Annotated in this window: 22 protein-coding genes; 11 read left to right on the top strand and 11 right to left on the bottom strand. The window is 68.4% G+C overall.

Going from position 1 to position 24,805, the window contains the following annotated elements:
* Positions 1-118 precede the first annotated feature (118 nt).
* Positions 119-1,489, bottom strand: a complete 1,371-nt coding sequence (gene trmFO / locus ACFOD9_RS08590) for a methylenetetrahydrofolate--tRNA-(uracil(54)-C(5))-methyltransferase (FADH(2)-oxidizing) TrmFO (RefSeq protein WP_379509670.1) — start codon at positions 1,487-1,489, stop codon at positions 119-121.
* A 182-nt stretch (positions 1,490-1,671) separates the two neighbouring features.
* On the opposite strand from trmFO, the gene ACFOD9_RS08595 reads away from it, so the two are divergent.
* Positions 1,672-2,544, top strand: coding sequence for an OmpA family protein (locus ACFOD9_RS08595; protein ID WP_379509671.1), 873 nt, complete (start codon positions 1,672-1,674; stop codon positions 2,542-2,544).
* A 39-nt stretch (positions 2,545-2,583) separates the two neighbouring features.
* Here the strand turns inward: ACFOD9_RS08595 and ACFOD9_RS08600 are convergent, their stop codons facing one another.
* Both ACFOD9_RS08600 and gyrA read right to left on the bottom strand, forming a co-directional pair.
* Positions 2,584-2,928 (bottom strand): DUF952 domain-containing protein, encoded by a 345-nt coding sequence (locus tag ACFOD9_RS08600; RefSeq protein ID WP_379509672.1) that lies wholly within the window; start codon positions 2,926-2,928, stop codon positions 2,584-2,586.
* A gap of 162 nt (positions 2,929-3,090) precedes the next feature.
* Positions 3,091-5,817: a DNA gyrase subunit A gene (gene gyrA / locus ACFOD9_RS08605; RefSeq protein WP_379509969.1), complete on the bottom strand. Its 2,727-nt coding sequence runs from the start codon at positions 5,815-5,817 to the stop codon at positions 3,091-3,093.
* Between the two features lie 426 nt (positions 5,818-6,243).
* Between gyrA and ACFOD9_RS08610 the strand changes: the two genes are divergently transcribed.
* Positions 6,244-7,524 (top strand): hypothetical protein, encoded by a 1,281-nt coding sequence (locus tag ACFOD9_RS08610; protein ID WP_379509673.1) that lies wholly within the window; start codon positions 6,244-6,246, stop codon positions 7,522-7,524.
* A 76-nt stretch (positions 7,525-7,600) separates the two neighbouring features.
* Here the strand turns inward: ACFOD9_RS08610 and ACFOD9_RS08615 are convergent, their stop codons facing one another.
* On the bottom strand, positions 7,601-8,254 hold the full coding sequence (locus ACFOD9_RS08615; protein ID WP_379509674.1) for a carbonic anhydrase: 654 nt from the start codon (positions 8,252-8,254) through the stop codon (positions 7,601-7,603).
* 65 nt (positions 8,255-8,319) lie between these two features.
* Here ACFOD9_RS08615 and lipA point away from each other — a divergent pair, with 65 nt between their 5' ends.
* Both lipA and ACFOD9_RS08625 read left to right on the top strand, forming a co-directional pair.
* Complete coding sequence (lipA, locus tag ACFOD9_RS08620; RefSeq protein WP_379509675.1) at positions 8,320-9,300, top strand: lipoyl synthase; 981 nt, start codon at positions 8,320-8,322, stop codon at positions 9,298-9,300.
* Positions 9,301-9,307: 7 nt separating this feature from the next.
* The gene (locus ACFOD9_RS08625; RefSeq protein ID WP_379509676.1) at positions 9,308-9,766 is read left to right on the top strand and encodes a type II toxin-antitoxin system RatA family toxin; all 459 of its coding nucleotides are present in this window, start codon (positions 9,308-9,310) and stop codon (positions 9,764-9,766) included.
* A gap of 72 nt (positions 9,767-9,838) precedes the next feature.
* On the opposite strand, the gene ACFOD9_RS08630 is transcribed toward ACFOD9_RS08625, so the two are convergent.
* From ACFOD9_RS08630 to ACFOD9_RS08640, 3 genes are read right to left on the bottom strand one after another with little or no spacing between them, the layout of a single operon-like run.
* Positions 9,839-10,345: a CinA family protein gene (locus tag ACFOD9_RS08630; RefSeq protein ID WP_379509970.1), complete on the bottom strand. Its 507-nt coding sequence runs from the start codon at positions 10,343-10,345 to the stop codon at positions 9,839-9,841.
* A 5-nt stretch (positions 10,346-10,350) separates the two neighbouring features.
* The gene (locus ACFOD9_RS08635; RefSeq protein ID WP_379509677.1) at positions 10,351-10,899 is read right to left on the bottom strand and encodes a hypothetical protein; all 549 of its coding nucleotides are present in this window, start codon (positions 10,897-10,899) and stop codon (positions 10,351-10,353) included.
* 23 nt (positions 10,900-10,922) lie between these two features.
* A complete protein-coding gene (locus ACFOD9_RS08640) occupies positions 10,923-12,095 on the bottom strand; it encodes a bifunctional 2-C-methyl-D-erythritol 4-phosphate cytidylyltransferase/2-C-methyl-D-erythritol 2,4-cyclodiphosphate synthase (protein ID WP_379509678.1) in 1,173 nt (390 codons plus the stop codon).
* A 78-nt stretch (positions 12,096-12,173) separates the two neighbouring features.
* Here ACFOD9_RS08640 and dusB point away from each other — a divergent pair, with 78 nt between their 5' ends.
* The 7 genes from dusB to hflX all read left to right on the top strand — a co-directional run bounded on the left by dusB (position 12,174) and on the right by hflX (position 21,582).
* Positions 12,174-13,190, top strand: coding sequence for a tRNA dihydrouridine synthase DusB (gene dusB / locus ACFOD9_RS08645; RefSeq protein ID WP_379509679.1), 1,017 nt, complete (start codon positions 12,174-12,176; stop codon positions 13,188-13,190).
* A 4-nt stretch (positions 13,191-13,194) separates the two neighbouring features.
* A complete protein-coding gene (locus ACFOD9_RS08650) occupies positions 13,195-14,316 on the top strand; it encodes a two-component system sensor histidine kinase NtrB (protein WP_379509680.1) in 1,122 nt (373 codons plus the stop codon).
* A complete protein-coding gene (locus ACFOD9_RS08655) occupies positions 14,313-15,731 on the top strand; it encodes a sigma-54-dependent transcriptional regulator (RefSeq protein WP_379509681.1) in 1,419 nt (472 codons plus the stop codon). Before ACFOD9_RS08650 ends, ACFOD9_RS08655 begins: the two co-directional genes overlap by 4 nt.
* Positions 15,732-15,899: 168 nt before the next feature.
* The gene (locus ACFOD9_RS08660; RefSeq protein ID WP_379509971.1) at positions 15,900-18,074 is read left to right on the top strand and encodes a sensor histidine kinase; all 2,175 of its coding nucleotides are present in this window, start codon (positions 15,900-15,902) and stop codon (positions 18,072-18,074) included.
* A gap of 13 nt (positions 18,075-18,087) precedes the next feature.
* A complete protein-coding gene (gene ntrX / locus ACFOD9_RS08665) occupies positions 18,088-19,479 on the top strand; it encodes a nitrogen assimilation response regulator NtrX (RefSeq protein WP_379509682.1) in 1,392 nt (463 codons plus the stop codon).
* 202 nt (positions 19,480-19,681) lie between these two features.
* Positions 19,682-20,251: an RNA chaperone Hfq gene (gene hfq, locus ACFOD9_RS08670; RefSeq protein WP_379509683.1), complete on the top strand. Its 570-nt coding sequence runs from the start codon at positions 19,682-19,684 to the stop codon at positions 20,249-20,251.
* On the top strand, positions 20,251-21,582 hold the full coding sequence (gene hflX / locus ACFOD9_RS08675) for a GTPase HflX (protein ID WP_379509972.1): 1,332 nt from the start codon (positions 20,251-20,253) through the stop codon (positions 21,580-21,582). The genes hfq and hflX overlap by 1 nt, the downstream gene beginning before the upstream one ends.
* 120 nt (positions 21,583-21,702) lie before the next feature.
* Here the strand turns inward: hflX and era are convergent, their stop codons facing one another.
* From era to ACFOD9_RS08695, 4 genes are all read right to left on the bottom strand, one after another.
* Positions 21,703-22,626, bottom strand: coding sequence for a GTPase Era (era, locus tag ACFOD9_RS08680; RefSeq protein WP_379509684.1), 924 nt, complete (start codon positions 22,624-22,626; stop codon positions 21,703-21,705).
* Positions 22,627-22,794: 168 nt separating this feature from the next.
* On the bottom strand, positions 22,795-23,484 hold the full coding sequence (gene rnc, locus ACFOD9_RS08685; protein WP_379509685.1) for a ribonuclease III: 690 nt from the start codon (positions 23,482-23,484) through the stop codon (positions 22,795-22,797).
* Position 23,485: 1 nt separating this feature from the next.
* Positions 23,486-24,400, bottom strand: coding sequence for a signal peptidase I (gene lepB / locus ACFOD9_RS08690; RefSeq protein WP_379509686.1), 915 nt, complete (start codon positions 24,398-24,400; stop codon positions 23,486-23,488).
* A gap of 98 nt (positions 24,401-24,498) precedes the next feature.
* Positions 24,499-24,657, bottom strand: coding sequence for a hypothetical protein (locus tag ACFOD9_RS08695; RefSeq protein WP_379509687.1), 159 nt, complete (start codon positions 24,655-24,657; stop codon positions 24,499-24,501).
* Positions 24,658-24,805 lie beyond the last annotated feature (148 nt).

Consider the following 24,805-nt stretch of genomic DNA (forward strand, 5'->3'; position numbering starts at 1 on the left):
TGTCACCCCCTTTGCTTGCACAAGCCGGGCACGGATCGACCGTACGCCGGATCGGCGCCAGTCAGGACGTTCGTGGGAAAGCCCCCGGAGGAGCAGGCTTGGGCGTCAGGCTGGGGCGTCAGGCCGGCAGGGTGGCGGTCCAGGGGGCGAGTTCGGCCTTGGCGCGCGTGGTATAGGCTTCCTTGCGCTGCTTCTTCTTCACCTCGGTGAGCGGCGGGAACAGGCCGAAGTTGATGTTCATCGGCTGGTAGGTTTCCGCCTCGGCGTCGCCGGTGATATGGGCAAGCAGTGCGCCGAGGGCCGTGGTGCGGGGCGGGGCGCTCCATTCCCGGCCCGCCAGTTCGGCCGCCGCCATCAGCCCGGCGATCATGCCCACGGCCGCGCTTTCGACATAGCCCTCGCAGCCCGTGATCTGGCCGGCAAAGCGCACGTGGGGCGCCGATTTCAGCCGCAATTGCCGGTCGAGCAGGGTGGGGCTGTTGAGGAAGGTGTTGCGATGCAGCCCGCCGAACCGGGCGAATTCGGCGTTCTCCAGCCCGGGGATGGTGCGGAAGATGCGCTGCTGCTCGGCATATTTGAGCTTGGTCTGGAAGCCGACCATGTTCCAGATCGTGCCCAGCACGTTGTCCTGGCGCAGCTGGACCACGGCATGGGGCCAGCGGCCATTGGGGTGCTCGGGCGTGGCCCAGTGCGGGTTATCCAGTCCCACCGGCTTCATCGGCCCGAAGCGCAGGGTATCGACCCCGCGTTCGGCCATGACCTCGATCGGCATACAGCCATCGAAATAGGGGGTATTGGCCTCCCATTCCTTGAACGTGCTCTTGTCGCCGGCGAGCAGTTCCTCGCGGAAGGCGAGATATTGGTCCCTGGTCATCGGGCAATTGATGTAATCGCGCCCGTCGCCGCCCAGCGCGATCGAGGCCTCGGCGCCCTTGTCCCAGCGGCTGGCCATCCAGGCCACATCCATGTCGATGCTCTCGCGGTAGACGATCGGGGCGATGGCATCGAAGAAGGCCAGGCTGTCGGCCCCGGTGGCCGCGCCGATGCTGTGGGCCAGCGCCTCGGCGGTGAGCGGGCCGGTGGCAACGATGGTCAGGCCGGCAGTGGGGAGCGCATCCACCCGCTCACGCACTAGCTCGAGGCCGGGCTGGGCGGTGAGGGCGGCCTCGACCTCGGCCGAGAACACCTCGCGGTCGACCGCCAGGGCCGAGCCGGCGGGCACGCGCGCCTTTTCCGCCGCCGCCATGATCAGCGAGCCGCATTCGCGCATCTCGTGGTGGAGCAGGCCGACGGCGTTCTTCTCGCTGTCGTCGGAGCGGAACGAATTGGAGCAGACCAGCTCGGCCAGGTGGTCGGTCTGGTGGGCGGGCGAGCGCTCGCCCGTTCCGCGCATTTCCGACAGGCGCACCCGCCAGCCGCGCCGTGCCAGCTGCCATGCCGCTTCGCTTCCGGCCATGCCGCCGCCGATGATGTGGATGTCATGTGCCATGGCCAGCGCCGTTACCGTTTTCGCGCGCCGATGCCCACCCCGCATCCTGCACGGCTCAACTCACCGCAAGTGCCGGTCCGCTTGCCCGCGGCAACCATGACACGGCCCGGTGCGTTCATGTACCAGCAAGGCCGACCTGAACAGGCGGCAGCGCAAGTCGCAGTTATTCAAGGACAAGCCCGATGCGCGTCATTTCCCGAACCTCAGGATCCCTCCTGCTCGCCCTGCTCGCCCTGCCGGCCGCCGGCGCCCTCTCGGCCCAGCAGCCCGGTGTTGCCGATCCCAATATCGTCGTCACCGGCGAGCGCCTGCCCGATCCCTCGCAGCTGCCCGCCGGGCCTGAGGTCAAGGGCATCATCACCGCGCGCAATGCCGACAGGATGAAGGTCACCGCCGCCGATGGCACGGCCCAGACCATCACCATCGCCGAGTTCACCAAGGTCAAGGCCGGTGGCGGGCTGTTCGGCGGCAAGAACGCCAATATCGGCCCGGCCTCGCTGCTCAATGGCCTGCCGGTCACCGTCAAGACCCTGCAGGGACCGAGCGGCCTCGTCGCCGCGCAGGTCACCTTCAAGAACGGCGATTTCAAGACCGCCAACATGATCCACAACGGCACCGCCCAGCGCTTCGACGAACAGGCCGCCGCCACCGAGGCGCTGCGCGGCCGGATGGGCGATATCGACAAGTACAACGTCAAGGGCACGACCAACGTCTATTTCGACACCGGCAAGTATGCGCTCTCGCCCAGCGCCAAGGCTGACCTGTGCAACGTCGCCGCCCAGGCCGAGGGCACCGACAATGCCCTGATGCTGGTCGTCGGCTACACCGACTCGGTCGGCGGTGACGAATACAACCAGACGCTGAGCGAAAAGCGCGCCTCCGGCGTGATCAACTATCTCCAGCAGGCCTGCCACTGGAAGCCCTACCGGATGCTCACCCCCACCGGCATGGCCAAGGCTGATCCCGCGGCCGACAACGCCACCCCCGAAGGCCGCGCCCAGAACCGCCGCGTCTCGGTGAACATCCTCGTCAGCAAGGCGGTTGACGTGATGTGAGGCGATCGGGGCGGCCTTTGTTGGCCGCCCCGAATCCGCTCATTCGGGCAGGCGAACCCCTTCGCCGTCCAGCCATTCTAGTGGGGCATGGACGATGAGCGCGGAGAGCGGCAGCGTCGCGTGGATATGCGGAAACAGCGCGCCGCCGCGCGAAGGCTCCCACCTTACCGCATCGCCCAACGCCGCGAGGTTCACCGCCGCGATCACCAGCCCACTCTGACCGGCGAAGTGCTTGGCGACAGTTTCGTCCACCTGTTCGGCGGTGGAGAGGTGGATGTAACCGTCCGCCAGGTCCACCGGGGCGCCGGTGAACTGGCCGTCCTGCTGGAACCGGGTCCATTGCTCGGCGGTCAGCACCTTGTAGGCGATTGTGGGGTGGGGCATCGGTTCGATTGGTCCTCGCCATTATCCAGTCCTCCCCACTCGTGGGGAGGTGGCAGCCGCAGGCTGACGGAGGGGGCTGTCGGCCAGGCGATGCGCCGGCCGGAGCCCCCCTCCACCGCCGTTCCGGCGGTCCCCCTCCCCGCGAGCGGGGAGAAATTGGCCTTACTCGCCCTCGGCCTCGCCGATAGCGTCGTCGTTGTGGCTCGACGTTTCGGTTTCATCGCCGCCGGGCAGGGCGGCCGTCGCTTCCGCCGCTTCCTGTTCGGCGGGGGTTTCCGGCTCTTCCTGCTCGTCCAGCCGCACCGCGCTGACCACGTGTTCGCCCTCAGCCACGTTGAACAGGCGCACGCCGGCAGAGCCTCGGCCGATCACCCGCAGGCTTTCGAGCGGCAGGCGGATCAGCTTGGCCTGGTCGGTCACCAGCATCAGCTGGTCGGCCTGGGTGGCCGGGAAGCTGGCGACCACCGGGCCGTTGCGGCCGATATTGTCGATATTGGTGATGCCCTGGCCGCCGCGCCCGGTGCGGCGGTATTCATAGGCGCTCGACAGCTTGCCGTAGCCGTTGGCGCAGACGGTGAGGATGAACTGCTCACGCTGCGCCAGTTCGATCATGCGTTCGGCGGAGATTGCCGGTTCGCCTTCCTTCTCGCCCTTCCACGGGGCGAAGCGGACATAGTCCTCGCGCTCTTCCGCAGTGGTGCCCACGCGGTGGAGGATCGAGAGGCTGATCACCTCATCGTCGCCCTTGAGCGCCATGCCGCGCACGCCGGTGGAGGTGCGGCTCTGGAACTCGCGCACGTCGTCGCCGGCAAAGCGGATCGCCTTGCCCTGGCGGCTGGCCAGCAGCACGTCGTCGGTCGGCTCCAGCAGGGCGACGCCGATCAGGCGATCATCGCTGGGGCTTCCGTCTTCATTCGGCTCGAACCGCATGGCGAACTTGCCGTTGCTGGGCACGTTGGTGAACAGGTCCATCGAATTGCGGCGGACATTGCCCTTGGCGGTGGCGAAGACCACGTGGAGCTTGCCCCACTCGGCCTCGTCCTCGGGCAGCGGGAGGACCGCCGCAATGGTCTCGTCCTTGTCGAGCGCGGGGAGGAGGTTGACGATCGGCCGGCCGCGCGTGGCCGGGCCGCCCTCGGGCAGCTTCCACACCTTCAGGCGATAGACCTTGCCGGCGGTGGAGAAGAACAGCACCGGGGTGTGGGTGGAGGTGACCAGCATGGTCGCCACCGCATCCTCGTCCTTCGTCGCCATGCCGGCGCGGCCCTTGCCGCCGCGCGCCTGGGCGCGGAAGGTGGAGAGCGGGGTGCGCTTGATGTAGCCATCCAGCGTTACGGTCACGACCATGTCGTCGCGCTCGATCAGGTCCTCGTCGTCGATCCCGTCCCAGGCCGGCGCGATTTCCGAGAGGCGCGGGGTGGCGTAGAGCCCCTTCACCTGGTTCAGCTCCTCGGTCATCACCGCATAGAGCTTCTTGCGGTCGGCCAGGATGGCGAGGAATTCCTCGATCGCGGCGGCCAGTTCCTTCAGCTCGTCGCCGATCTCGTCGCGGCCAAGCGCGGTCAGGCGGTGCAGGCGCAGGTCGAGGATCGCCTTCACCTGGGCTTCGGACAGGCGATAGGTGCCGCCCTCCTGCTCGGCATTCGGCTCGATCGCCTCGACCAGGCGGATATAGGGCGCGATGTCGCCGATCGGCCATTCCCGGCGGAGCAGGGCTTCGCGCGCGGCGGCCGGATTGGGGGCGCCGCGGATGATCTTCACCACTTCATCGAGGTTGGTGACCGCGACGACCAGGCCGAGCAAGATGTGCGCCCGGTCGCGCGCCTTGTTCAGCTCGAACTTGGTGCGCCGCGTGATGACCTGCTCGCGGAAGGTGATGAAGCTGGCGATGATATCGCGCAGCGAAAGGATTTCCGGCCGTCCGCCCCGGATCGCCAGCATATTGGCCGGGAAGTTCGATTGGGCCGGGGTGTTGCGCCACAGCTGGTTGAGCACGACCTCGGGGGTGGCATCGCGCTTGAGCTCGATGACCACGCGCACGCCCAGGCGGCTCGATTCGTCGCGGATGTCGGAAATGCCTTCGATCCGCTTGTCCTTCGCGGCCTCGGCGATCTTTTCAACCAGGCCCGACTTGCCGACCTGGTAGGGAATCGAGGTGAGCACGATCGACCGGCGGTCGCCGCGGCCTTCCTCGATCTCGTGGCGGGCGCGCATGATGATCGAGCCGCGCCCGGTGTGATAGGCCGAACGCGCGCCGGCGCTGCCCAGGATCAGCGGGGCGGTGGGGAAATCCGGCCCGGGGATGATCTCGATCAGTTGCTCGGTGGTGATAGCCGGGTTCTCGATCATGGCGAGACAGCCGTCGATCACTTCGCCCAGGTTGTGCGGCGGGATGTTGGTGGCCATGCCCACCGCGATGCCGCCGGCGCCGTTGACCAGCAGGTTGGGGAAGCGCGCGGGCAGGACGGTCGGCTCCTGACGGGAGCCGTCGTAGTTCTCGGTGAAGTCGACCGTGTCCTTGTCGAGATCCTCGAGCAGGTAATTGGCGACGCGGGCGAGGCGCGCCTCGGTGTAGCGCATCGAGGCCGGCGGATCGGGGTCCATCGAGCCGAAGTTGCCCTGGCCGTCGATCAGCGGCACGCGCATCGACCAGGGCTGGGTCATCCGGGCGAGCGCATCGTAGATCGAGGCGTCGCCATGGGGGTGGTAGTTACCCATGGTGTCGCCGACGATCTTGGCGCTCTTGCGATAGGCCTTGCCGGCGACGAACCCGCCCTCGTTCGAGGCGAACAGGATGCGGCGATGGACCGGCTTCAGCCCGTCGCGCACATCGGGGAGCGCACGGCTGACGATCACGCTCATCGCGTAGTCGAGGTAGCTGGTCTTCATCTCGTCGACGATGTCGACGCGGGTGAATTCGCCCGGCTGGCCACCCGGCTGCGCGGCAGGATCGATGATGTCGGTGGTGTCGCTCACGGGCGCGGGATCTTTATGTTGTTCGGACGGAAATGGCGGAACGGTCTGCCTAGGCCATGCCGCCGGCCAAGGCCAGCGGCGTGCCGGCCGGATAGGGCGCGCAGGCCCATTTTTCCACACCTCTTGCCCGCCTGCGGACAGTGCGGGCGCGCGCGCGGCGGGCCGCTTCGTGAATATCGGGCACGGCGGCCATTCAATCGGCGTTCAACCATGCGCGATTAGCGCAAGCGCGGTTGCCAAACTGCCGTTTGCCCGGCATCTGCGGGGGCGGAAGTTTCTGGGGCTAGTCCGGCCGGTTCGCTCCGGAGGGGCGCCCGGCGAAAGGAGATGAAAGGCATAATGGTCCGTAAATCCAGGCTCATCGCCCGCACCGCCCTGGCGGCGGCGCTCGCATTCGGCGCGTTCGGCGCGGCCGGCTCGGTTGCCCTGGCGGCTCCGCCGGCGGCAAAGCCGGTCCCGCCCAAGCTGTCGAAGGAATTCGTGGCGCTCGCCGGGCCGTTCCAGACGGAACTGGGCGCGGCCCAAAAGGCCGGCGATGCCGCCAAGGCCGCCGCCCTGCTGCCGCGTTGGGAAGCGCTGGTCGCCGCCGCCAAGACCCCGGACGACCAGTTCTTCGCCGGCCAGTTCGGCATCGGCATCAGCCAGCTCACCAAGGACCAGGCGCTCCAGGCGCGCGCACTCGAACTGTCGGTCAACTCCGGCCGGCTGGAAGGCGCGGATCTCGGCAAGTTCGCCTTCTTCCTCGGCGCGGCCAAGCTCAACACCAAGGACTATGCCGGCGCGCAGGCCGCTCTCCTCAAGGCGCAGGCCGCCGGGGCGACCGATCCCGACCTGCCGGCGCTCCTGTCGGAAACCTACTTCGGCCAGAACCAGGTCCAGGCCGGGCTCGACACCCTGTGGAAGGCGATCGAGACCCGCGCCGCCGCGGGCAACCCGGCGCCCAAGGAATGGTACCTGCGCGGCCTGTCGATCGCCTACCGGTCCAAGATGTACGACCAGGCCTTCCGCTTCGCCATGGGCAATGTCGCGGTCAATCCCAGCACCGACAACTGGGGCGACACGATCAGCCTGGCCCGCGCCGCCGGCAAATACCAGGCGCAGGAAACGCTCGACGTCATGCGGCTGGGCCGGCGCACCGGTTCGCTGCGCGACACCAATGACTATGCCGAATACATCCAGGCCGCCGACCCGCGCCGTTCTCCCGGCGAGGTGCTCAAGGTGATCGACCAGGGCGTGACCGCCGGCAAGCTGTCGCCCAAGGACGTCTTCGTGACCGACGGGCGCGCCCAGGCCCAGGCCCGTCTCGCGGCGGACCGCGCCGGTCTGCCCGCGCTGGAGCGCGATGCCCGCGCCCCGGCGGCGACCGGGACGGTGGTCATGGCCGGGGCCGATACCTTCCTCAGCTACGACGATGCGGCCAAGGCCGAGGCGCTCTACCAGATCGCCCTCGCCAAGCCCGGCATCGATGCCGATCGCGCGCTCACCCGCCTCGGCATCGCCCAGTTCGATCAGGGCAAATATGCTGAAGCCCAGGCGACCTTCGCCAAGGTGGGCGGGATCCGCCAGCCGATCGCCCGGATGTGGTCGATCTACGCGGCCCAGAAGGCCAAGGGCGGCTGATCCGGCCAACCTGACGGACAAAGGAAAGGGCGGCCTGCAAGGGCCGCCCTTTTTCGTTATCCGTCATGCCAGCGGCTTATTGCGCCGGGCTGAATTCCCCGGTGCTCTCGTCAAGCACGTGGAGCAGGCCGTCGGAGATGGCGAAGAAGGCGCCGGTCAGCCGCAGGTCGCCGTCGCGCTCCTTGCGGCGGATGCAGGGGAAGGTGCGGAGGTTGGCAAGGCTGGCCTTGACCCCGGCCAGTTCCATCGCCCGTTCGGCCTCGCGGCCATGGGTGCCGTGCTCGGCGACGACCGGCACGCGGGCCTCGTCGAACAGCGACATCCAGTCGGCGATGAAGCCGCCTTCGCCGGGTTCGGCGCCGACCAGGTCCTGGGTGAGCGCGGCCTTGCAGCCGCCGCACATCCCGTGGCCCATGACCACGATTTCCTTCACCTTGAGCACCTGCACCGCGAATTCCAGCGCTGCCGAAACGCCGTGGTGGCCGGGGTTGGTCTCGAAGGGGGGGACCATGGCCGCGACATTGCGGACCACGAAGGCCTCGCCCGGAGCCATGTCGAAGATCTGCGAGGGATCGACCCGGCTGTCGGAGCAGGCGATCACCATGACCTCGGGCTCCTGCCCTTCGCGCAGGGTGGCCCAGCGCTCACGGTTGGGGGTCCACCCGGACTGGCGGAAGCGGCGGTAGCCTTCGATGAGGCGGTCGAGCTGGGGAGAGGTGTTATCGGCCATGAGCGGTCTCATGGCGCGCGCGATTGCCTCTGGCAAGGGGGCGATGATGCGCCTATCTGCGCCCCATGAGCCAGCTTGCCAAGGGCGTCGACTCCGCCCTAGAACTCGATCTTTCCTCCAGCGATTCCAGCGCTCCGGCGCCCGCGCGCCAGCGCAAGCCCGATTGGATCCGGGTCAAGGCGCCCACCAGCCGCGCCTTTGGCGAAACCCGCGAGCTGATGCGCTCCTTGAAGCTCAACACCGTGTGTGAGGAAGCGGCCTGTCCGAACATCGGCGAGTGCTGGACCAAGAAGCACGCCACCGTGATGATCCTGGGCGATGTCTGCACGCGGGCCTGCGCCTTCTGCAACGTCAAGACCGGGATGCCCCGCGCGGTCGATCATGACGAGCCGGCCCACGTGGCCGAAGCCGCCGCGCAGATGGGCCTCGAACACATCGTCATCACCTCGGTCGATCGCGACGACCTGCCCGATGGCGGTGCCGGCCAGTTCGTCAAGGTGATCCGCGAACTGCGCGCGCGCACGCCCAATACGACGATCGAGATTCTCACCCCCGATTTCCGCGGCAAGATGCGCGCGGCGGTGGAGGCGATCGTGGCCGCCGGGCCGGACGTCTACAACCACAACCTGGAAACCGTCCCCCGGCTCTATCCCACGATCCGCCCCGGCGCGCGCTACTATGCCTCGCTGCGCCTGCTCGAGGAGGTCAAGGCCCACAACCCGATGATCTTCACCAAGAGCGGGATCATGCTGGGCCTTGGCGAGGAGCGCCTCGAAGTCCACCAGGTGATGGACGATATGCGGTCTGCCGGGATCGATTTCCTCACCATGGGCCAATATCTGCGGCCCACGCCCAGGCACGCGGAAGTGAAGGACTTCGTCACCCCCCAGGCCTTCGCCGCCTTTGGTGCGATTGCCCGGGCCAAGGGCTTCCTCCAGGTCGCCTCCAGCCCGCTGACCCGGTCCAGCTACCATGCCGGCGAGGATTTCGTGGCCATGCGCGCCGCGCGCGAAGCGCTGCTGGCCAGGCAGGCCGCGAAGGCCTGAGTTCCCGATGGCCGCGATTCACGAAGTCCGGCGCCTGCCGTGGAGCGCCGCCCAGATGTTCGACCTGGTGGCCGATGTCGGCCGCTATGGCGAATTCCTGCCCTGGGTCGTGGCAACCCGGGTCCGCTCCAGCAGCGAGACCGAGCTGGTCGCCGATATGCTGGTAGGCTTCTCGGCCCTGCGCGAGAAATTCACCTCGCGGGTGGAAAAGCGCCGCCCGGAAGAGATCATCGTCCACTATGTCGATGGCCCCTTGCGCGATCTCGACAACCGCTGGACCTTCCGCGACGTTGGCCCGGGTGCGTGCGAGATCGAGTTCGAGGTGAGCTTCACCTTCCGCAACGCCCTGTTCCAGAAGCTGGCGAACCAGTATCTCGACAAGGCCTTCCGCAAGATGGTCGCCGCCTTCGAGGGGCGGGCCGAACAGGTCTACGGCCGCGCATCGAGCGCTAACGACGCAGCCTGAGGACGGTCGATTTTTCGCGCGAAGGCGCGAAGGCGCGAAGGTGTTGCGCCGGATTCCGATCGCTGCCGCCGCTTACGGCAGCAGCAGCTCCAGCGCGCAGATCGCCGCCTGGAGGCGCACGCCGGGGCGGCCGTTGTCGGGGAACAGGCGTTCCTCGGCGTCGCCCGCTTCCGGGTCGGTCGGATCGCGCATGGCCCGGGCGAAGACCACCGTGCCCACCGGCTTCTGGTCCGATCCGCCGGCCGGCCCCGCCACCCCGCTGATCGCCACGGCGACATCGGCCCGGCTGCGCTTGAGCGCGCCTTCGGCCATGGCCCAGGCACAGGCGATGGAGACCGCGCCGAAGGTGTCGATGATGTCGCTGGCAACGCCCAGCAGTTCCTGCTTGGCTTCGTTGGAATAGGTCACGAAGCCGCGATCGACCACCACCGAGGAGCCGGGGATCTCGGTCAGCGCCGCGGCGACGAGGCCGCCGGTGCAGCTTTCCGCGACCGCCACCTTGCGGCCCAGCGCGGCATTCTCTTCGACCACGCGGCGGGCGAGGGCGACCAGTTCGGCGGGAAGATAGGATTCGGTCATGGTCATCAGGCCTTGCAAAGGGCGAACCGGCCGAGGCGAGCCTCGCCGGTCCTTGCGCCAAGCCCGGCGGCCAGCGCAATCAGTTCGGCGGTGTTTTCGGCCGGGAGCGGGGAAAGCAGGGCGACCACGCGATCGATCGCGGCGCAGGAGCCGGGCTTGACCTGGCCGGCGACGATCCCGGTCAGCGCGGCATCGGCCACCTGCTGGAGCGCATCGTCGGGCATGGCGGTAAACATCTGGGCGGCGGCGGGATCCTTGCTGCCGCTCATCTTGAGGAAGGCGGCGCGCGCTTCGGGCCAGGCGCGGCCCTTGCCCTGGGCATAGCGCGAGGCCAGCTCGTCGCCATTGCGGCGCAGGAACGCGTTTTCGGGCAATTGCGCGGTGCAGGCCCGGGCGGTGCCGCCGATCACGCTGGGCAGGGCATAGGTCGACAGCGCGGTGAATTCGCGCGGGGTCAGGCAGACCGGCTCGGCCGCGGCGGCCAACTGCGGCGCTGCGAGGAGCGCGGCGGCCAGGGGAGCAAGGAGGTGGGGCTGAGCGCGGAAGCGGGGCATAGCTGATTCGTCCGGTGCGGGGATCAGGCGCGAACCACCAGGGCCACCGCTTGGGCGGCAATGCCCTCGCGGCGGCCGGTGGAGCCGAGTCCCTCGGTCGTGGTCGCCTTGACGCTCACCACGCTCATGTCAACGCCCATCAGCCCGGCAAGTTGCCGGCGCATGGCCTCGCGGTGCGGCCCGATCTTAGGCGCCTCGCAGATGATGGTCAGGTCCACGTTGCCGATCGCATAGCCCGCCTGGCAGACCAGGGCGGCGGCATGGGCGAGGAACCGGCCCGAGGCGGCGCCCTTCCACTGGGGATCGGACGGGGGAAAGTGCGCGCCGATATCCCGGGCGGCGATCGCGCCGAGCAGGGCATCGACCAGGGCGTGAATCGCCACGTCGGCATCGGAATGTCCGGCCAGGCCATGGCTGTGTTCCATCCTGATCCCGCCCAGCCACAGTTCCTCGCCCTCGCTCAGGCGGTGCACGTCGTAACCGGTGCCGATGCGGAACGGTTGCAGGGCGCTTGCAGGATTGCTGGCAAAATCGCTGGCAAAGGTCAGCTTGTGCAAGGCCTCGTCCCCTTCGACCAGGGCGACCGCCAGCCCGGCGGACCGGGCCACCTGCGCGTCATCGCCGGCCTCGGCCGCGCCAGTCCAGCCGCGATGGGCGGCGAGGATTTCGGCGAAGCGGAAGGCCTGCGGGGTCTGGACCCGGCGCAGGGTCGCGCGATCGGCCGGGGCGCCCATCAGCGTCGCCTCGGCCTGGCACAGGCTGTCGACCACGGGGAGGACCGGGATCGCGCCGGGCGCGGTTTCCAGCGCGGCCACCAGCCGGTCGACCACCGCGCGCGGCAGGATCGGCCGGGCGGCATCGTGGATCAGGACGCGGGCGGGGGCCGCTTGCGCCAGGGCTTCCAAGCCCGCCAGCACCGAAAGCTGCCGTGTGGCGCCGCCGGTGACCAGCCGCACGGCAAGGCCCGCCAGAGCCTCGGCCGCCACGGCTTCGGCCCCTTGCGGGATGCAGACAACCACCGGCGCGCAGCCCGCCGCCAGCAGCGCCTCGACCGAATGGCGCACCACCGGCTTGCCCCGCCACGGCGCGAACTGCTTGGGCAGTGGCTGGCCCGCGCGCAGGCCCGCGCCGGCCGCGACGACCACGGCGGCGGTTCCGGGGGCGGTTCCGGGGGCAGGGGGCGATCGTTCGGCCATAGGACCGCGCCGGTAATCGCTTGCGGGGCCGAGGACAATCCACTATGCGCTGCCTGTTTTTTAGGCAGTTATCGTCCGATGTCCGCGCTTCCGCCTCCGCCGCCCTTGCGGCCCATCCAGATCGGCCCGGTCAGCATCGCCTGTCCGGTGGTGCTCGCGCCGATGACCGGCGTGTCCGACCTGCCGTTCCGCCGGCTGGTGCGGCGCTTCGGCTCGGGCCTCAACGTCACCGAGATGATCGCCAGCCCGGCCGCGATCCGCGAAACCCGCCAGTCGCTCCAGAAGGCCGAGTGGGATCCGATCGAGGATCCGGTCTCGATGCAGCTGGTCGGCTGCGAGCCGGCACAGATGGGCGAGGCGGCGAAGTTGCAGGAGGATCGCGGCGCCGCGATCATCGACATCAACATGGGCTGCCCGGTCCGCAAGGTGGTCAACGGCGATGCGGGTTCCGCCCTGATGCGCGACATTCCGCTGGCGACCCGGCTGATCGAGGCGACGGTGAAGGCCGTTTCGGTGCCGGTCACGGTCAAGATGCGGATGGGCTGGTGCCACGACAGCCTCAACGCCCCTGAACTGGCGCGCATCGCCGAGGATCTCGGGGCCAGGATGATCACCGTCCACGGCCGCACCCGCAACCAGATGTACAAGGGCAGCGCCGACTGGGGCTTCGTGCGCCGGGTGAAGGACGCCGTGTCGATCCCGGTGATCGTCAACGGCGACATCTGCGGGATCGAGGATGCGGCCAATGCGCTGGAGCAATCGGGCGCCGATGGCGTGATGATCGGGCGCGGCGCCTATGGGAAGCCGTGGCTGCTGGCCCAGGTCATGCACTGGTGGCAGACCGGCGGGGCGCTGCCCGATCCGTCGATCGACTGCAAATTCGAGACCCTGATGGAGCATTACGAGGCCATGCTGGCGCTCTATGGCCGCGAGACGGGCGTGAAGATGGCCCGCAAGCACCTGGGCTGGTATACCAAGGGGCTGCCCGGATCGGCCGAATTCCGCAACACGGTCAATTTCGTTGATGATCCCGATGCGGTGATCCGCAGCCTCAAGGCCTTCTACGCGCCGTTCCTTGCCCGGCAGGCCGCCTGATCCCGTGGCCGACAGCGCGGCCGCCACTCCCGATGCCTGGCGCCAGCTCGCGAGCCTGACCGTGGCGGTGCTGCTGGTCGGTCCCGGGCGCAAGATCGCCGGGGCCAATCCGGCGGCCGAGCAGTTTTTCGGCCAGAGCCTGCGCCGGATCAACGGGCGCCGCCTGTTCGACCTGGTCCGCTTCGACGAACCGCGCCTGGTGGACCGCGCCGGCGATACCGAAAGTCCGCTTTCTGCCCGCGATGCCTGGGCAACCATTCCGGGGGTTGGCCGGCGGCGCCTGGACGTGACCATGGGGCCGGTGATCGACGCGCCCGAATGGCAGGTCGTCACCATCCAGGATGCCAGCGCGGCCGAGGCGCTGGGCGAGGACCGGGGCAGCGCCGACGATGCGGTGCTGCGCGCGCCCGAGATCCTGGCCCACGAGATCAAGAACCCGCTCGCGGGCATTCGCGGCGCCGCCCAGTTGCTGGGCCGCAAGGTGGGCGAGAAGGACCGCGCACTCACCAGCCTGATCGCTGACGAGGTAGACCGGATCGCCAAGCTGATCGACGAGATGCAGACACTCTCGCGTCGCACCGCCGCGCCGGTGGCCCCGTGCAACCTCCACGAGGCCGTGCGCCGCGCCCGCGCGGTGATCGACGCGGCGGGAAAGGCGCCGCGGATCGAGGAGGAGTTCGATCCCTCGCTTCCGCCGGTGCTGGGCAGCGCCGATGCGCTGGTCCAGGTGCTGATCAACCTGCTGTCCAACGCCGCCGAGGCCTGCGGCGCGCGGCCCGATCCCAGGATCGTGGTGCGAACGCGCTTTTCCAGTGGCTTGCAGCTCCATGCCCTGGGCGACGGCAAGCCGGTGCGCCTGCCGATCGAGCTGCGCGTGTCGGACAACGGGCCGGGCGTGGACCCGGCCATGCGCGATCATATCTTCGAGCCGTTCGTTACCAGCAAGAAGAGCGGGCAGGGGCTTGGCCTCGCGCTGGTTCGCAAGCTGGTCCATGACATGAACGGGCGCATCACCCACGAGCGCGAGGACCTGCCCCGGGCGGTCGGCGGCGGCTGGACCCATTTCCGCATCCACCTGCCGCTCGCCCAGGAGCCGCGCAGGGCCGGCAGGAGCAAGGCGGCATGAGCATTCTTCTGGTCGAGGACGACGCCTCGATCGCCATTGTCATCACCGCCGCACTGGAGGCCGAGGGCTTCGGCGTGACGTGCTGCGATTCGGTGGCCGAGCGCGACCGCCTGCTGGCCGGCCATGCCTATGAGGCACTGGTCACCGATGTGATGCTGACCGACGGCGACGGGATCGAGAGCCTGCCTGCCGTGCGCGCGCTGCACCCGGATATGCCGGTGATCATCCTTTCGGCGCAGAATACCCTCGATACGGCGGTGCGGGCGAGCGATACCGGCGCCTTCGAATATTTCCCCAAGCCCTTCGATATCGACGAACTGGCCCGCACCGTGCGCCAGGCGGTGGGCAGCAGCGCGGCTGGCCGGGCCGAGGGGCTGGACGACGGCGGGAACGACGGCCTCCCGCTGGTCGGCCGCAGCGCGCCGATGCAGGCGGTGTTCCGGATGATCACCCGGGTCCTGCGAAACGATCTCACCGTGCTGATCCTGGGCGAAAGCGGCACCGGCAAGGAACTGGTGGCCGAGGCGATCCACCAGTTGGGCCAGCGCCGCACCGGGCCGTTCGTGGCGGTCAACACGGCGGCGATCCCGGCCGAGCTGATCGAGAGCGAGCTGTTCGGCCACGAAAAGGGCGCCTTTACCGGGGCCGTGGCGCGCCACATCGGCAAGTTCGAGCAGGCCGCCGGCGGCACCCTGTTCCTCGACGAGATCGGCGATATGCCGATGCAGGCCCAGACCCGCCTGCTGCGCGCGCTGCAATCGGGTTCGATCCGCCGGGTGGGCGGGCGCGAGGAAATCGCGATCGACACCCGCATCGTGGCGGCGACCAACAAGGACCTGGAGCCGCTGATCGCCGCCGGCCTGTTCCGCGAGGACCTCTATTACCGGCTCAACGTGGTGCCGATCCATATGCCCGCGCTGCGTGACCGGCCCGACGACATCGACGCCCTGGCCCAGCATTTCCTCAAGGCCGCCGCCGCCGAAGGCCTGCCGCGCCGGCAGCTCACCCGCGATGCCTCCGACCTGCTGGCCCGCCAGCCGTGGCGCGGCAACGTGCGGGAACTGAAGAACTTCATCTTCCGCCTGGCCCTGCTGGCGCGCGAGGATGTGGTCGATGCCGCCGCGCTTCAGCCGCTGCTGATCTCCACCCAGCGCGGCGAGGAGGGTGAGCGCGATGCCGAGCCGGGGCTGGATGCCGCCGTCGCCCGCTGGCTGGCCCGGGCCGAGCCGGAAGCGGGCAGCGTCTATGACGAAGCCCTGGCCGCCTTCGAGCGTCCGCTGTTCGCCGAGGTTCTCCGCAAGACCGGCGGCAACCAGTTGCGCGCCGCGCAGATCCTGGGGATCAACCGCAATACCTTGCGAAAACGCCTGTCCGACCTGGCGCTGGATCCGGAAGGGTTCGGCCGGCCGGGCTGATTGCGCCGGTGGCCCGCGCCGGGCCGGGCCGCCTTCGCCGAAAATCGCTTGCAATGGGGCGGTGCCCGGTGTTGTAACCGTGCAACTATGGCCGACCAGCCTGTACCAGCATTGCCACAACCGGTGGAACCGGGGCGCGCCAGCCGCTGGCCGCGCTGGTGGCGGCGCATGGCGGTTTCGGCGCGGCGGGCCAATGTCTATGCGCTGATCGAGGCGGCGGCGGCCTTCGCCTTCGTCTCGATGACGATCGTCACCTTCGCCACGATCCGCGGGCAGTCGGACCGCGAGCTGATGCCCTCCGACATCACCGCGACCCTGCTGGTCGGCACCCTGGTCCCGGCCATGGCGCTGCTGGTCCTGCTGGGCCGGCGGATGGCGCTGCGCCGAGCGGCGCAAACCCTGGGCGGGACCGGGCGCCTGCACACCCAGCTGGTGTTCTTCTTCTCGCTGATCTCGGCGATCCCGACCCTGCTGGTGGTGGTCTTCGCCTCCTACCTGTTCCAGTCGGGCGTGGAGTTCTGGTTTTCCGACAGCTCGCGCGGGATGCTGGAAAACGCCAACAAGCTGGCGCGCGGCTACTACGAGCAGAACCTGCGCGATGTGGGCAACGAGACCATCGCCATGGCCACGGACCTGCGCGAATACCTGTCGCAAACGCGCATCACCAGTCCGCAGTTCGCGGAAGGCTATTCCTACCAGGTGGTGAGCCGCAAGCTGAACGAGAGCGCGATCATCCAGAAGGCGCCGGACGGCAAGATGCTGACCGCCGCGATCGTCGACCCGGAGAAGAATTCCACCCGCGAACGGCTGACCGCCGACGTGGTCAGCCGGCTGGAGCAGGGCGAGCCGGTGGTGGTTTCGGCCAGCGCCAACCGGATCGATGCCGTGGCTCCGATCGACCGTGCGACCGGACTGTATCTCTATGCCGCGCGCTCGTCCGACCTGCTCGCCTTCAGCCAGGGCCAGCGCGCGCAGAACATCGTGCGCGCCTACGAGGTGCTGACCCGGCGGGCGCGGACCCTGCAATTGCGCTTCAACGTGGCGCTGTTCGTCGCCAGCCTTGCGCTGGTGGGCCTGTCGGTGTGGTTCGCGCTGCGCTTTGCCGATCGCCAGGTGAAGCCGCTCTATGATCTGGTGGGGGCGGCCAAGCGGGTGGGCAGCGGCAACTATGCCCTGCGCGTGGAAGGGCGCACCGGGCCGGACGAGATTGGCCAGCTCAACCGCGCCTTCAACCGGATGACCGCGCAGATCGAGCGGCAAACCCAGGCTTTGGTTGGCGCCAACCAGCAGCTCCATGAACGCCGCGCCTTCATCGAGGCGGTGCTGGAATCGGTCGGCGCCGGGGTGATCTCGGTCGACGGCGATGGGCGGGTGCAGTTGATCAATTCCTCGGCCCAGAAGCTCTTGTTCGGGCTGGGAACGGAGCCGCCGGTGGGCGAATTGCTGGGCGCGATCGCGCCGTCGCTCGCCGCGCTGGTCGATGCCGGGCAGGACAGCGCGGTGATCCAGCATGGCAAGGGGGGCGACCTGCTCACGCTTGCCGTCCGCATCGCCCGCGACCGGACCGGCCACGTGATCACCTTCGAGGACATCACCCGCCAGCTGCTCGACCAGCGCCAGGCTGCCTGGTCCGACGTGGCGCGACGCATCGCCCACGAGATCAAGAACCCGCTGACCCCGATCCAGCTTGCCACCGAGCGCCTGAAGCGCCGCTACGGCAAGCAGATCGAGAACGATCCGCAGCTGTTCGAGGAATTGACCAGCACGATCATCCGCCAGGTCGGCGAACTGCGAAAGATGGTCGACGAGTTTTCCTCCTTCGCCCGCCTGCCCAAGCCGGTGTTCCGGGCCGAGGATCCGGTCGACCTGGTTCGCCAGGCGCTGTTCCTCCAGGAGGTGGCGCGGCCGGAAGTGAACTTCACGTTCTCCGCCGATGCCAGCGCGCAGGAACGGGTGCTGTGCGATCGCCACCAGCTGGGCCAGGCGATGACCAACGTGCTCAAGAACGCGCTCGAGGCGATCGAGGCCCGCGCCCGCACCGCGCCGATCGACTATCGCGGCCAGGTTTCCGTCACCATGCGTGGCGAGCGCGACAGCATCAGCGTGGCCATCGCCGACAATGGCATCGGCCTGCCGCAGGACCGCGAGCGGATCACCGAGCCTTACGTGACCACGCGGGAGAAGGGCACGGGCCTGGGGCTCGCGATCGTCAAGAAGATCGTCGAGGAGCACGGCGGCGAGATGACCTTCGCCTCGGTGGAGGAGGGCGGCACCGTGGTGACCCTGAGTTTTGCGCGCGATCCGCTTGCCCGCGGCCAGCGCGCGTCCGAAGCAGCCGAATGAGAAAGGTGGCACGATGGCCCTCGAAATCCTGATCGTCGACGACGAACGCGACATCCGCGAGCTCGTGGCCGGCGTGCTCAGCGACGAGGGCTATGAATGCCGCACGGCCGGTGACAGCACCTCGGCACTCGACGCGATCGACCAGCGCCGGCCCAGCCTGGTCCTGCTCGACGTGTGGCTCCACGGTTCGCCGATGGACGGGCTGGAAGTGCTCGACGCGATCAAGGCGCGCGAGCCGGAACTGCCGGTGATCATCTTCTCCGGGCACGGCAACATCGATACCGCAGTTTCCGCGATCAGCCGGGGCGCGGTCGATTTCATCGAGAAGCCGTTCGAGGCCGAGCGCCTGCTCCACCTCGTCGCCCGCGCCACCGAGACCGAGCAATTGCGCCGCCAGAATGCCCAGCTGCGCCAGCACGTGGTGGCCGACAGTTTCGAGTTCACCGGCAACAGCGCGGCGATCAACCAGGTGCGCGCCACCTTGAAGCGGGTGGCCAATACCGGCAGCCGCCTGCTGATCTCCGGGCCGGCCGGGGCAGGCAAGGAAGTGGCCGCGCGGCTGCTCCATTCGTGGAGCGGGCGGGCCGATGGCGCCTTCGTCTCGGTCAACTCCGCGCGGATCACGCCGGAGCGCTTCGAGCACGAGTTGTTCGGCGAGGAGCAGGACGGCAACCTGGTGCGCCCGGGCCTGCTGGAAATGGCCGATGGCGGCACGCTCTACCTCGACGAGGTGGCCGATATGCCGCTGTCCACCCAGGCGCGCATCCTGCGGGTGCTGACCGAGCAGGCCTTCGTGCGGGTGGGGGGCGCGCGGCAGATCCGGGTGGACGTGCGGGTGGTTTCCTCCACCTCGCGCGACCTCGAACGCGAGATCGCCGAGCGCCGGTTCCGCGAGGACCTGTTCTATCGCCTCAACGTGGTGCCGGTGCAGGTTCCGGCCCTGGCCGACCGGCGCGAGGATATTCCCGCGCTGGTCGATCATTTCTTCGCCCGCTTCGCCTCCGACCAGGGCGTGGTCCCGCCCGAAGTCTCGCCCGAGGCCATGGCGGCCTTCCAGGCCTATGACTGGCCGGGCAACGTGCGCCAGCTTCGCAACGTGGTCGAGCGTACGATCATCCTCACCCCGCGCGAGAAGCTGGCGCGGATCGAGGCCGATATGCTGCCCGACGAGCTGGCCGGCGGCGCCGGCGGCGGGGAATCGCCGATCGGCACGCTGATGGGAGTGCCGCTGCGCGAGGCGCGCGAGCATTTCGAGCGCGAGTACCTGAAGGTCCAGATCCGCCGGTTCTCCGGCAACATCTCTAAGACGGCGACCTTCATCGGGATGGAACGCTCGGCCCTGCACCGCAAGCTCAAGCTGCTCGGCATGGCCGAGCGCGGGAGCGACGAGGCGGCCGACGCCTGACCGGGCGGGCGCCCGGCGCGCCGTGGCATCTGCCTGAATTCGTTTGCGAGGGGGCGGCCGCCGTCCGCTTTGGCGATTTACTGCGGGAGCGGAACCCGGTATTCCAGAAGCTGATTGCGGTTGAACCGGACCTTTCATGAGGGCCGACCAGCCAGATCGCGGACCGTGACACATGGCCGCCAAGAAAAAAGGAGCTTACCTGGTGACCGGACGCACTCTTTCCGCCCGCCCTGTGCCGCCCAAGCCCGAGCCGGCTCCGCCGCCGGCGCCGCTGACCGGCAAGGGCAATCAGAACCTCCAGGACCAGTTCCTCAACCTGCTTCGCAAGAACAAGGTGCCGGTCACCATGTTCCTGGTGAAGGGGGTCAAGCTCCAGGGCATCGTCACCTGGTTTGACAACTTCTCGATCCTGCTGCGCCGCGACGGTCAGTCGCAACTGGTCTACAAGCACGCCATCTCCACCATCATGCCGTCTATGCCGATCGATTCGCGCATTTTTGGCGCCGGTGCCGAAGCGGGCAACAAGAAGGTGCGCCTGCTGCAGGACGTATTCCTTTCCAGCATCCGTGCCGCGGGCGTGCAGGTGACCATGTTCCTGGTCAACGGGGTCATGCTCCAGGGCCGGGTGGCCGCCTATGACCTGTTCTGTATGTTGCTGGAGCGCGAAGGCTACGTGCAACTGGCCTACAAGCACGCCGTCTCCACGATCCAGCCGGTGACCCCGGTGGACCTGACCGGCGGCGAGTTCGACGACGAAGAGGATGACGACTGATCGATAACGAAGACCTCAAGGGAGAGGTCAGCCGCGGGGCCAGGGCCGTCATCGTCTATCCGGCGATGCGCCAGCGCGCCGCGGTTGACGTGGACTCGCGCCTGGAAGAGGCGAAGGGGCTGGCGCTGGCCATCGGCATCGTCGTCACCGAGGCCTTCGCGGTGCCCATCCGCGAGGCCCGCGCCAGCACCCTGTTCGGCGAGGGCCAGATCGAGAATATCGCGGTGGCCTGCAACCGCGAGGAAGCGGAACTGGTCATCGTCGATGGCGCGCTGACCGCGATCCAGCAGCGCAACCTCGAGGAAAAGCTCAAGCGCAAGGTGATCGACCGGACCGGGCTGATCCTCGAAATCTTCGGGGAGCGCGCGGCCACGGCCGAAGGGCGGCTCCAGGTGGAACTGGCCCATCTCGATTACCAGGCCGGGCGGCTGGTGCGTTCGTGGACCCATCTCGAACGCCAGCGCGGCGGCTTTGGCTTCCTCGGTGGCCCGGGCGAGACCCAGATCGAGGCCGACCGCCGGATGATCCGCGACCGCATGGCCCGCCTGCGTCGCGAGCTGGAGCAGGTGCGCCGCACGCGCGGCCTCCATCGCCAGCGCCGGGGCCGCGCGCCCTGGCCGGTGATCGCGCTGGTGGGCTATACCAATGCAGGCAAGTCGACCCTGTTCAACCGCCTGACCGGGGCGGATGTCATGGCCGAGAACCTGCTGTTCGCCACGCTCGATCCCACGATGCGCGCCATTCGCCTGCCGGGGATCGACAAGGCGATCCTGTCGGACACGGTGGGCTTCATCTCCGACCTGCCCACGCAATTGGTCGCCGCCTTCCGCGCCACGCTGGAGGAGGTGACCGCCGCCGACGTGATCGTGCACGTGCGCGATATCGCCAATCCCGATACCAAGGCGCAGAAGAAGCAGGTGCTGGAAGTGCTGGCCGATCTGGGCGTTCTGCCGGAACCCCAGGCCGGGGAAGGTGAGCCGCGCATCCCGATCGTCGAGGTGTGGAACAAGGCCGACCTGCTTTCGCCCGACCACGCGGCCGAACTGGCCGAGGAGGCGGCGCGGCGCCCGGATGAGCGGATCGTCACCCTTTCGGCGCTGACCGGGGCCGGCTGCGACGACCTGCTGGCGATGCTTTCGGACCTGCTGACCTCGGACGCGCGGCCGCACGTCTTCGTGCTGCCTGCTGGCGCCGGCCAGCAGATCGCCTGGCTCCACGCGCACGGTGAAGTCCTGTCCGATGAGGATGCCGGCGATGGCGCGGAAGGCCCACGGCGCCGCCTGACCGTGCGCCTGACCGCCAAGGACCTGGGGCGGTTTTCGCGGCTGTAGACGTCGTCCCGGGCTCGACCCGGGACCGGTGTCTGTCTTTAGGCGCACGGGTTCCTGCAGGGGGCCTCACAGCTTCGCAACCGAAACCGGTCCCGGATCAAGTCCGGGACGACGCTGCGCTCAGCGCACCCAGTCGAGGCCGATTTCCTCGTAGATTTCCTTGCTCTCCGCCCAGTTTTCCTCGACCCGGACGTGGAGGAACAGGTGGACCTTGCAGCCCAGCAGCTCGGCCAGCTCCTTGCGCGAGGCCTCGCCGATCGCCTTCAGCTTCGAGCCGTTCTTGCCCAGCACGATGCCCTTCTGGCTATCGCGCGCGATGACGATCTGCTGGTGGATCTCGATCGAGCCGTCCTTGCGGTGGGTATAGCTCTCGGGGCGCACCGTGCTGTCATAGGGCAGTTCGTCGTGGAGCTGGCGGTAGAGCTGTTCGCGGGTGATCTCGGCGGCGAGCAGGCGTTCGCTGGCATCGGACACCTGGTCTTCGGGATAGTGCCACGGCCCATCCGGCATCAGCGCGGCGAGGCGGGCCTTGAGTTCGGGCACGCCGTCGCCGCTGAGCGCGGAGACGAAGAACACCTCGTCGAAGCCCACCCGGCCGGTCAGCTCCTCGGCGAGCTTGAGCAGTGGTTCCTTGACGCACTGGTCCACCTTGTTGAGCACCAGGATCTTGCGCTCGGGCCGGTCCTTCAGGCTGTCGAGAATGGGTTCGAGCTTGTCGAGCTTCTTCTTGCGGGCATCGATCACCAGCAGGATCGCATCGGCTTCCTGCGCGCCTTCCCAGGCGGCGCTGACCATTGCCCGGTCGAGCCGGCGGCGCGGCTCGAAGATGCCGGGGGTGTCGGCCAGGATGATCTGCACGGCGGCACCGGGCGTTTCGGCCAGGGCAATGCCCATCAGCCGCGCCCGCGTGGTCTGCGCCTTGGCCGAGACGATGGCGACCTTCTGGCCGACCAGCGCGTTCACCAGCGTGGACTTGCCGGCATTGGGGGCGCCGATCACGGCAACAAGGCCGCAGCGGGTCTGGGGAGTGGGTTCGTCTGTCATCTCATGGGCCTTCGACAAGCTCAGGCCGAGCGGCCTTGTCGCTGATTTGCAATGGGTAACCCGGGCCGGGCCGGCAAGCCTTGTAGCACATTGGCCCGCCGGGGCTGACCCTTTCGCCTTCGCTTGGGGCAGGCTGGCCAAAGCCCGCCCGCGCAAGCCTGCGCCGCCTCACCCGAACCGTCGCAGGAATTCGGCTGCCGCGGCGGTTTCCGCTTCCTGCTTGCTGGAGCCTTCGGCCTCGGCCTCGCCGACGCCGTGGATGGTCACCGAAACCCGGAAGTGCGCCGCGTGATCCGGGCCGGAGCGTTCGACCAGGCGGTATTCGGGAACCCGGCGGCGATTGCCGGCGGCCCATTCCTGCAAGGCCGACTTGGGGTGCTTGGACTGCCCCACGCGCCCTTCGACGGCATCGGCCCACAGCCTGCGGACCAGCGTGCGGGTGGCATCGAAGCCACGGGTGAGGAAGCTGGCGCCGAGCAAGGCCTCGACCACGTCGCCCAGGATATTGTCGCTCTCGGCGCCGCCATCGTCGCGGGCCTGCTTGCCGAGGCGGATATGGGGCGCCAGCCCGATCGCGCGGGCTACCTTGGCATTGCTGTCGCGGCTGACGAGGGCGTTGAGACGCTGCGAGAGCTTGCCCTCGTTGCCGGTGCCGCGTTCGTGCAGCCATTCGGCGATGACCAGGCCGAGCACCCGATCACCGAGGAATTCGAGCCGTTCGTAATTGCGCGGCTCACCGGTCGACCCGTGGGTCAGGGCCTCGTGCCACAGGGCCGGCTGGGCCAGCGGCGCGCCGATGAGCTGTTCGAGGTAGGTCCGGGTGGGTTCGGGCAGGGGGGAATTCGGGGCAAGGCTCACGTCAGAAGGTGCCCCCGATCCGGTTCCAGCGGGTGGCGGTGAACCAGGTCCACGGCTTGAACCACGAGGCCGAACCATTGGTGGAGAACATCATCACCGTGGCCTTGCCCACCAGGTTGGCCTGGGGAACGATGCCGATCCCGCCGCCCGGAGTGGCCGGAAAGCGGCTGTCCATCGAATTGTCGCGGTTGTCGCCCATGGCGAAGAAGTGGCCCTCGGGGACGATGTAGACCCCGGTGTTGTCGGGATCGAAGGTGGGATCGGGACGATAGGCATAGGGGCCGAAATCGAGCACGTCGTAGCTGACGCCGTTGGGCAACGTCTCGCGGTAGCGCGGATAGCGGCAGACCGACGAGCCATCGGGCAGGAACCGCACGAAGGCCGGATGATAGCAGCGGGTGTTGCCGCTTTCCGGGATCACCGCATCGGCCACGCGCACCTTGGGCACGGCCACCCCGTTGATGTGCAGAACGCCGCCGATCATCTGGATCTGGTCGCCCGGCAGGCCGATCACGCGCTTGATATAGTCGGTGTCGTCGAAGGGGGGAGCCTTGAAGATCACCACGTCGCCGCGCGCAGGCTCGCGGCCGAAGATGCGCCCGGGGATCAGCGGAACCGAGAGCGGCAGCGAGAAGCGTGAATAGCCATAGGACCACTTGGAGGCGAGCAGGTAGTCGCCATTCTCCAGGCGGGGCAGCATCGATTCACTGGGGATGTTGAACGGCGCGAACAGGAAGCTGCGGAAGGCGAGCACGACCAGCACCAGCTTGACCAGGAAGAGGAAAAAGTTCTCTTCCTTCCCGCCGGCCTGCTTGCCGGCCTTGCCGTCACGGGGCGGTGGGCCGCCGGCGTCCGGGCGATCGGTTGGGGTATCCTGCGGCGAGGAGGGGGCCGCGCCGGGCGTGGTATCGGTCATTCAGCACTTTCCGTGGACCCGCGATAGCGCGCGGGGTCGCCGCCCGCGACATAGTCCACCGGCCCGTCAAGGGAAAGTCCCGCGGCGCGAAATGCGCCTCAGGCCAAGGCCCAGTACAACAGCAGCGCCGAGGCGAGGAACTGGAAGATGACGATGACCGGGCTGTGCTCGAAATAGCCCTGGACCGCGGTCATCACGGCGAGTGAACCCATGAACAAGGCTGCGATGAGCAGCATATGGCGATAGTTGAGGGACACGGTGTTCTCACGCTGTGGGACTTCGAGACGAACGTCGGCACCGGGGCATGGGCTGAAAGTGCTCCGCGGCGATTGTTTCGACAGCGGGCAATCCGGACCAGCCCCGGCTTGGCAGCATCCCCCAATTCGTTGCGGAGCCGGGAGCATC

This window comes from Novosphingobium bradum, assembly GCF_042646485.1.
Taxonomy (GTDB): domain Bacteria; phylum Pseudomonadota; class Alphaproteobacteria; order Sphingomonadales; family Sphingomonadaceae; genus Novosphingobium; species Novosphingobium bradum.

Coding starts and splice junctions, on each gene's coding strand:
- trmFO (WP_379509670.1), bottom strand. CDS start 1,489: ATGGCACATGACATCCACATCATCGGCGGCGGCATGGCCGGAAGCGAA.
- ACFOD9_RS08595 (WP_379509671.1), top strand. CDS start 1,672: ATGCGCGTCATTTCCCGAACCTCAGGATCCCTCCTGCTCGCCCTGCTC.
- ACFOD9_RS08600 (WP_379509672.1), bottom strand. CDS start 2,928: ATGCCCCACCCCACAATCGCCTACAAGGTGCTGACCGCCGAGCAATGG.
- gyrA (WP_379509969.1), bottom strand. CDS start 5,817: ATGAAGACCAGCTACCTCGACTACGCGATGAGCGTGATCGTCAGCCGT.
- ACFOD9_RS08610 (WP_379509673.1), top strand. CDS start 6,244: ATGGTCCGTAAATCCAGGCTCATCGCCCGCACCGCCCTGGCGGCGGCG.
- ACFOD9_RS08615 (WP_379509674.1), bottom strand. CDS start 8,254: ATGGCCGATAACACCTCTCCCCAGCTCGACCGCCTCATCGAAGGCTAC.
- lipA (WP_379509675.1), top strand. CDS start 8,320: ATGAGCCAGCTTGCCAAGGGCGTCGACTCCGCCCTAGAACTCGATCTT.
- ACFOD9_RS08625 (WP_379509676.1), top strand. CDS start 9,308: ATGGCCGCGATTCACGAAGTCCGGCGCCTGCCGTGGAGCGCCGCCCAG.
- ACFOD9_RS08630 (WP_379509970.1), bottom strand. CDS start 10,345: ATGACCGAATCCTATCTTCCCGCCGAACTGGTCGCCCTCGCCCGCCGC.
- ACFOD9_RS08635 (WP_379509677.1), bottom strand. CDS start 10,899: ATGCCCCGCTTCCGCGCTCAGCCCCACCTCCTTGCTCCCCTGGCCGCC.
- ACFOD9_RS08640 (WP_379509678.1), bottom strand. CDS start 12,095: ATGGCCGAACGATCGCCCCCTGCCCCCGGAACCGCCCCCGGAACCGCC.
- dusB (WP_379509679.1), top strand. CDS start 12,174: ATGTCCGCGCTTCCGCCTCCGCCGCCCTTGCGGCCCATCCAGATCGGC.
- ACFOD9_RS08655 (WP_379509681.1), top strand. CDS start 14,313: ATGAGCATTCTTCTGGTCGAGGACGACGCCTCGATCGCCATTGTCATC.
- ACFOD9_RS08660 (WP_379509971.1), top strand. CDS start 15,900: ATGGCGGTTTCGGCGCGGCGGGCCAATGTCTATGCGCTGATCGAGGCG.
- ntrX (WP_379509682.1), top strand. CDS start 18,088: ATGGCCCTCGAAATCCTGATCGTCGACGACGAACGCGACATCCGCGAG.
- era (WP_379509684.1), bottom strand. CDS start 22,626: ATGACAGACGAACCCACTCCCCAGACCCGCTGCGGCCTTGTTGCCGTG.
- lepB (WP_379509686.1), bottom strand. CDS start 24,400: ATGACCGATACCACGCCCGGCGCGGCCCCCTCCTCGCCGCAGGATACC.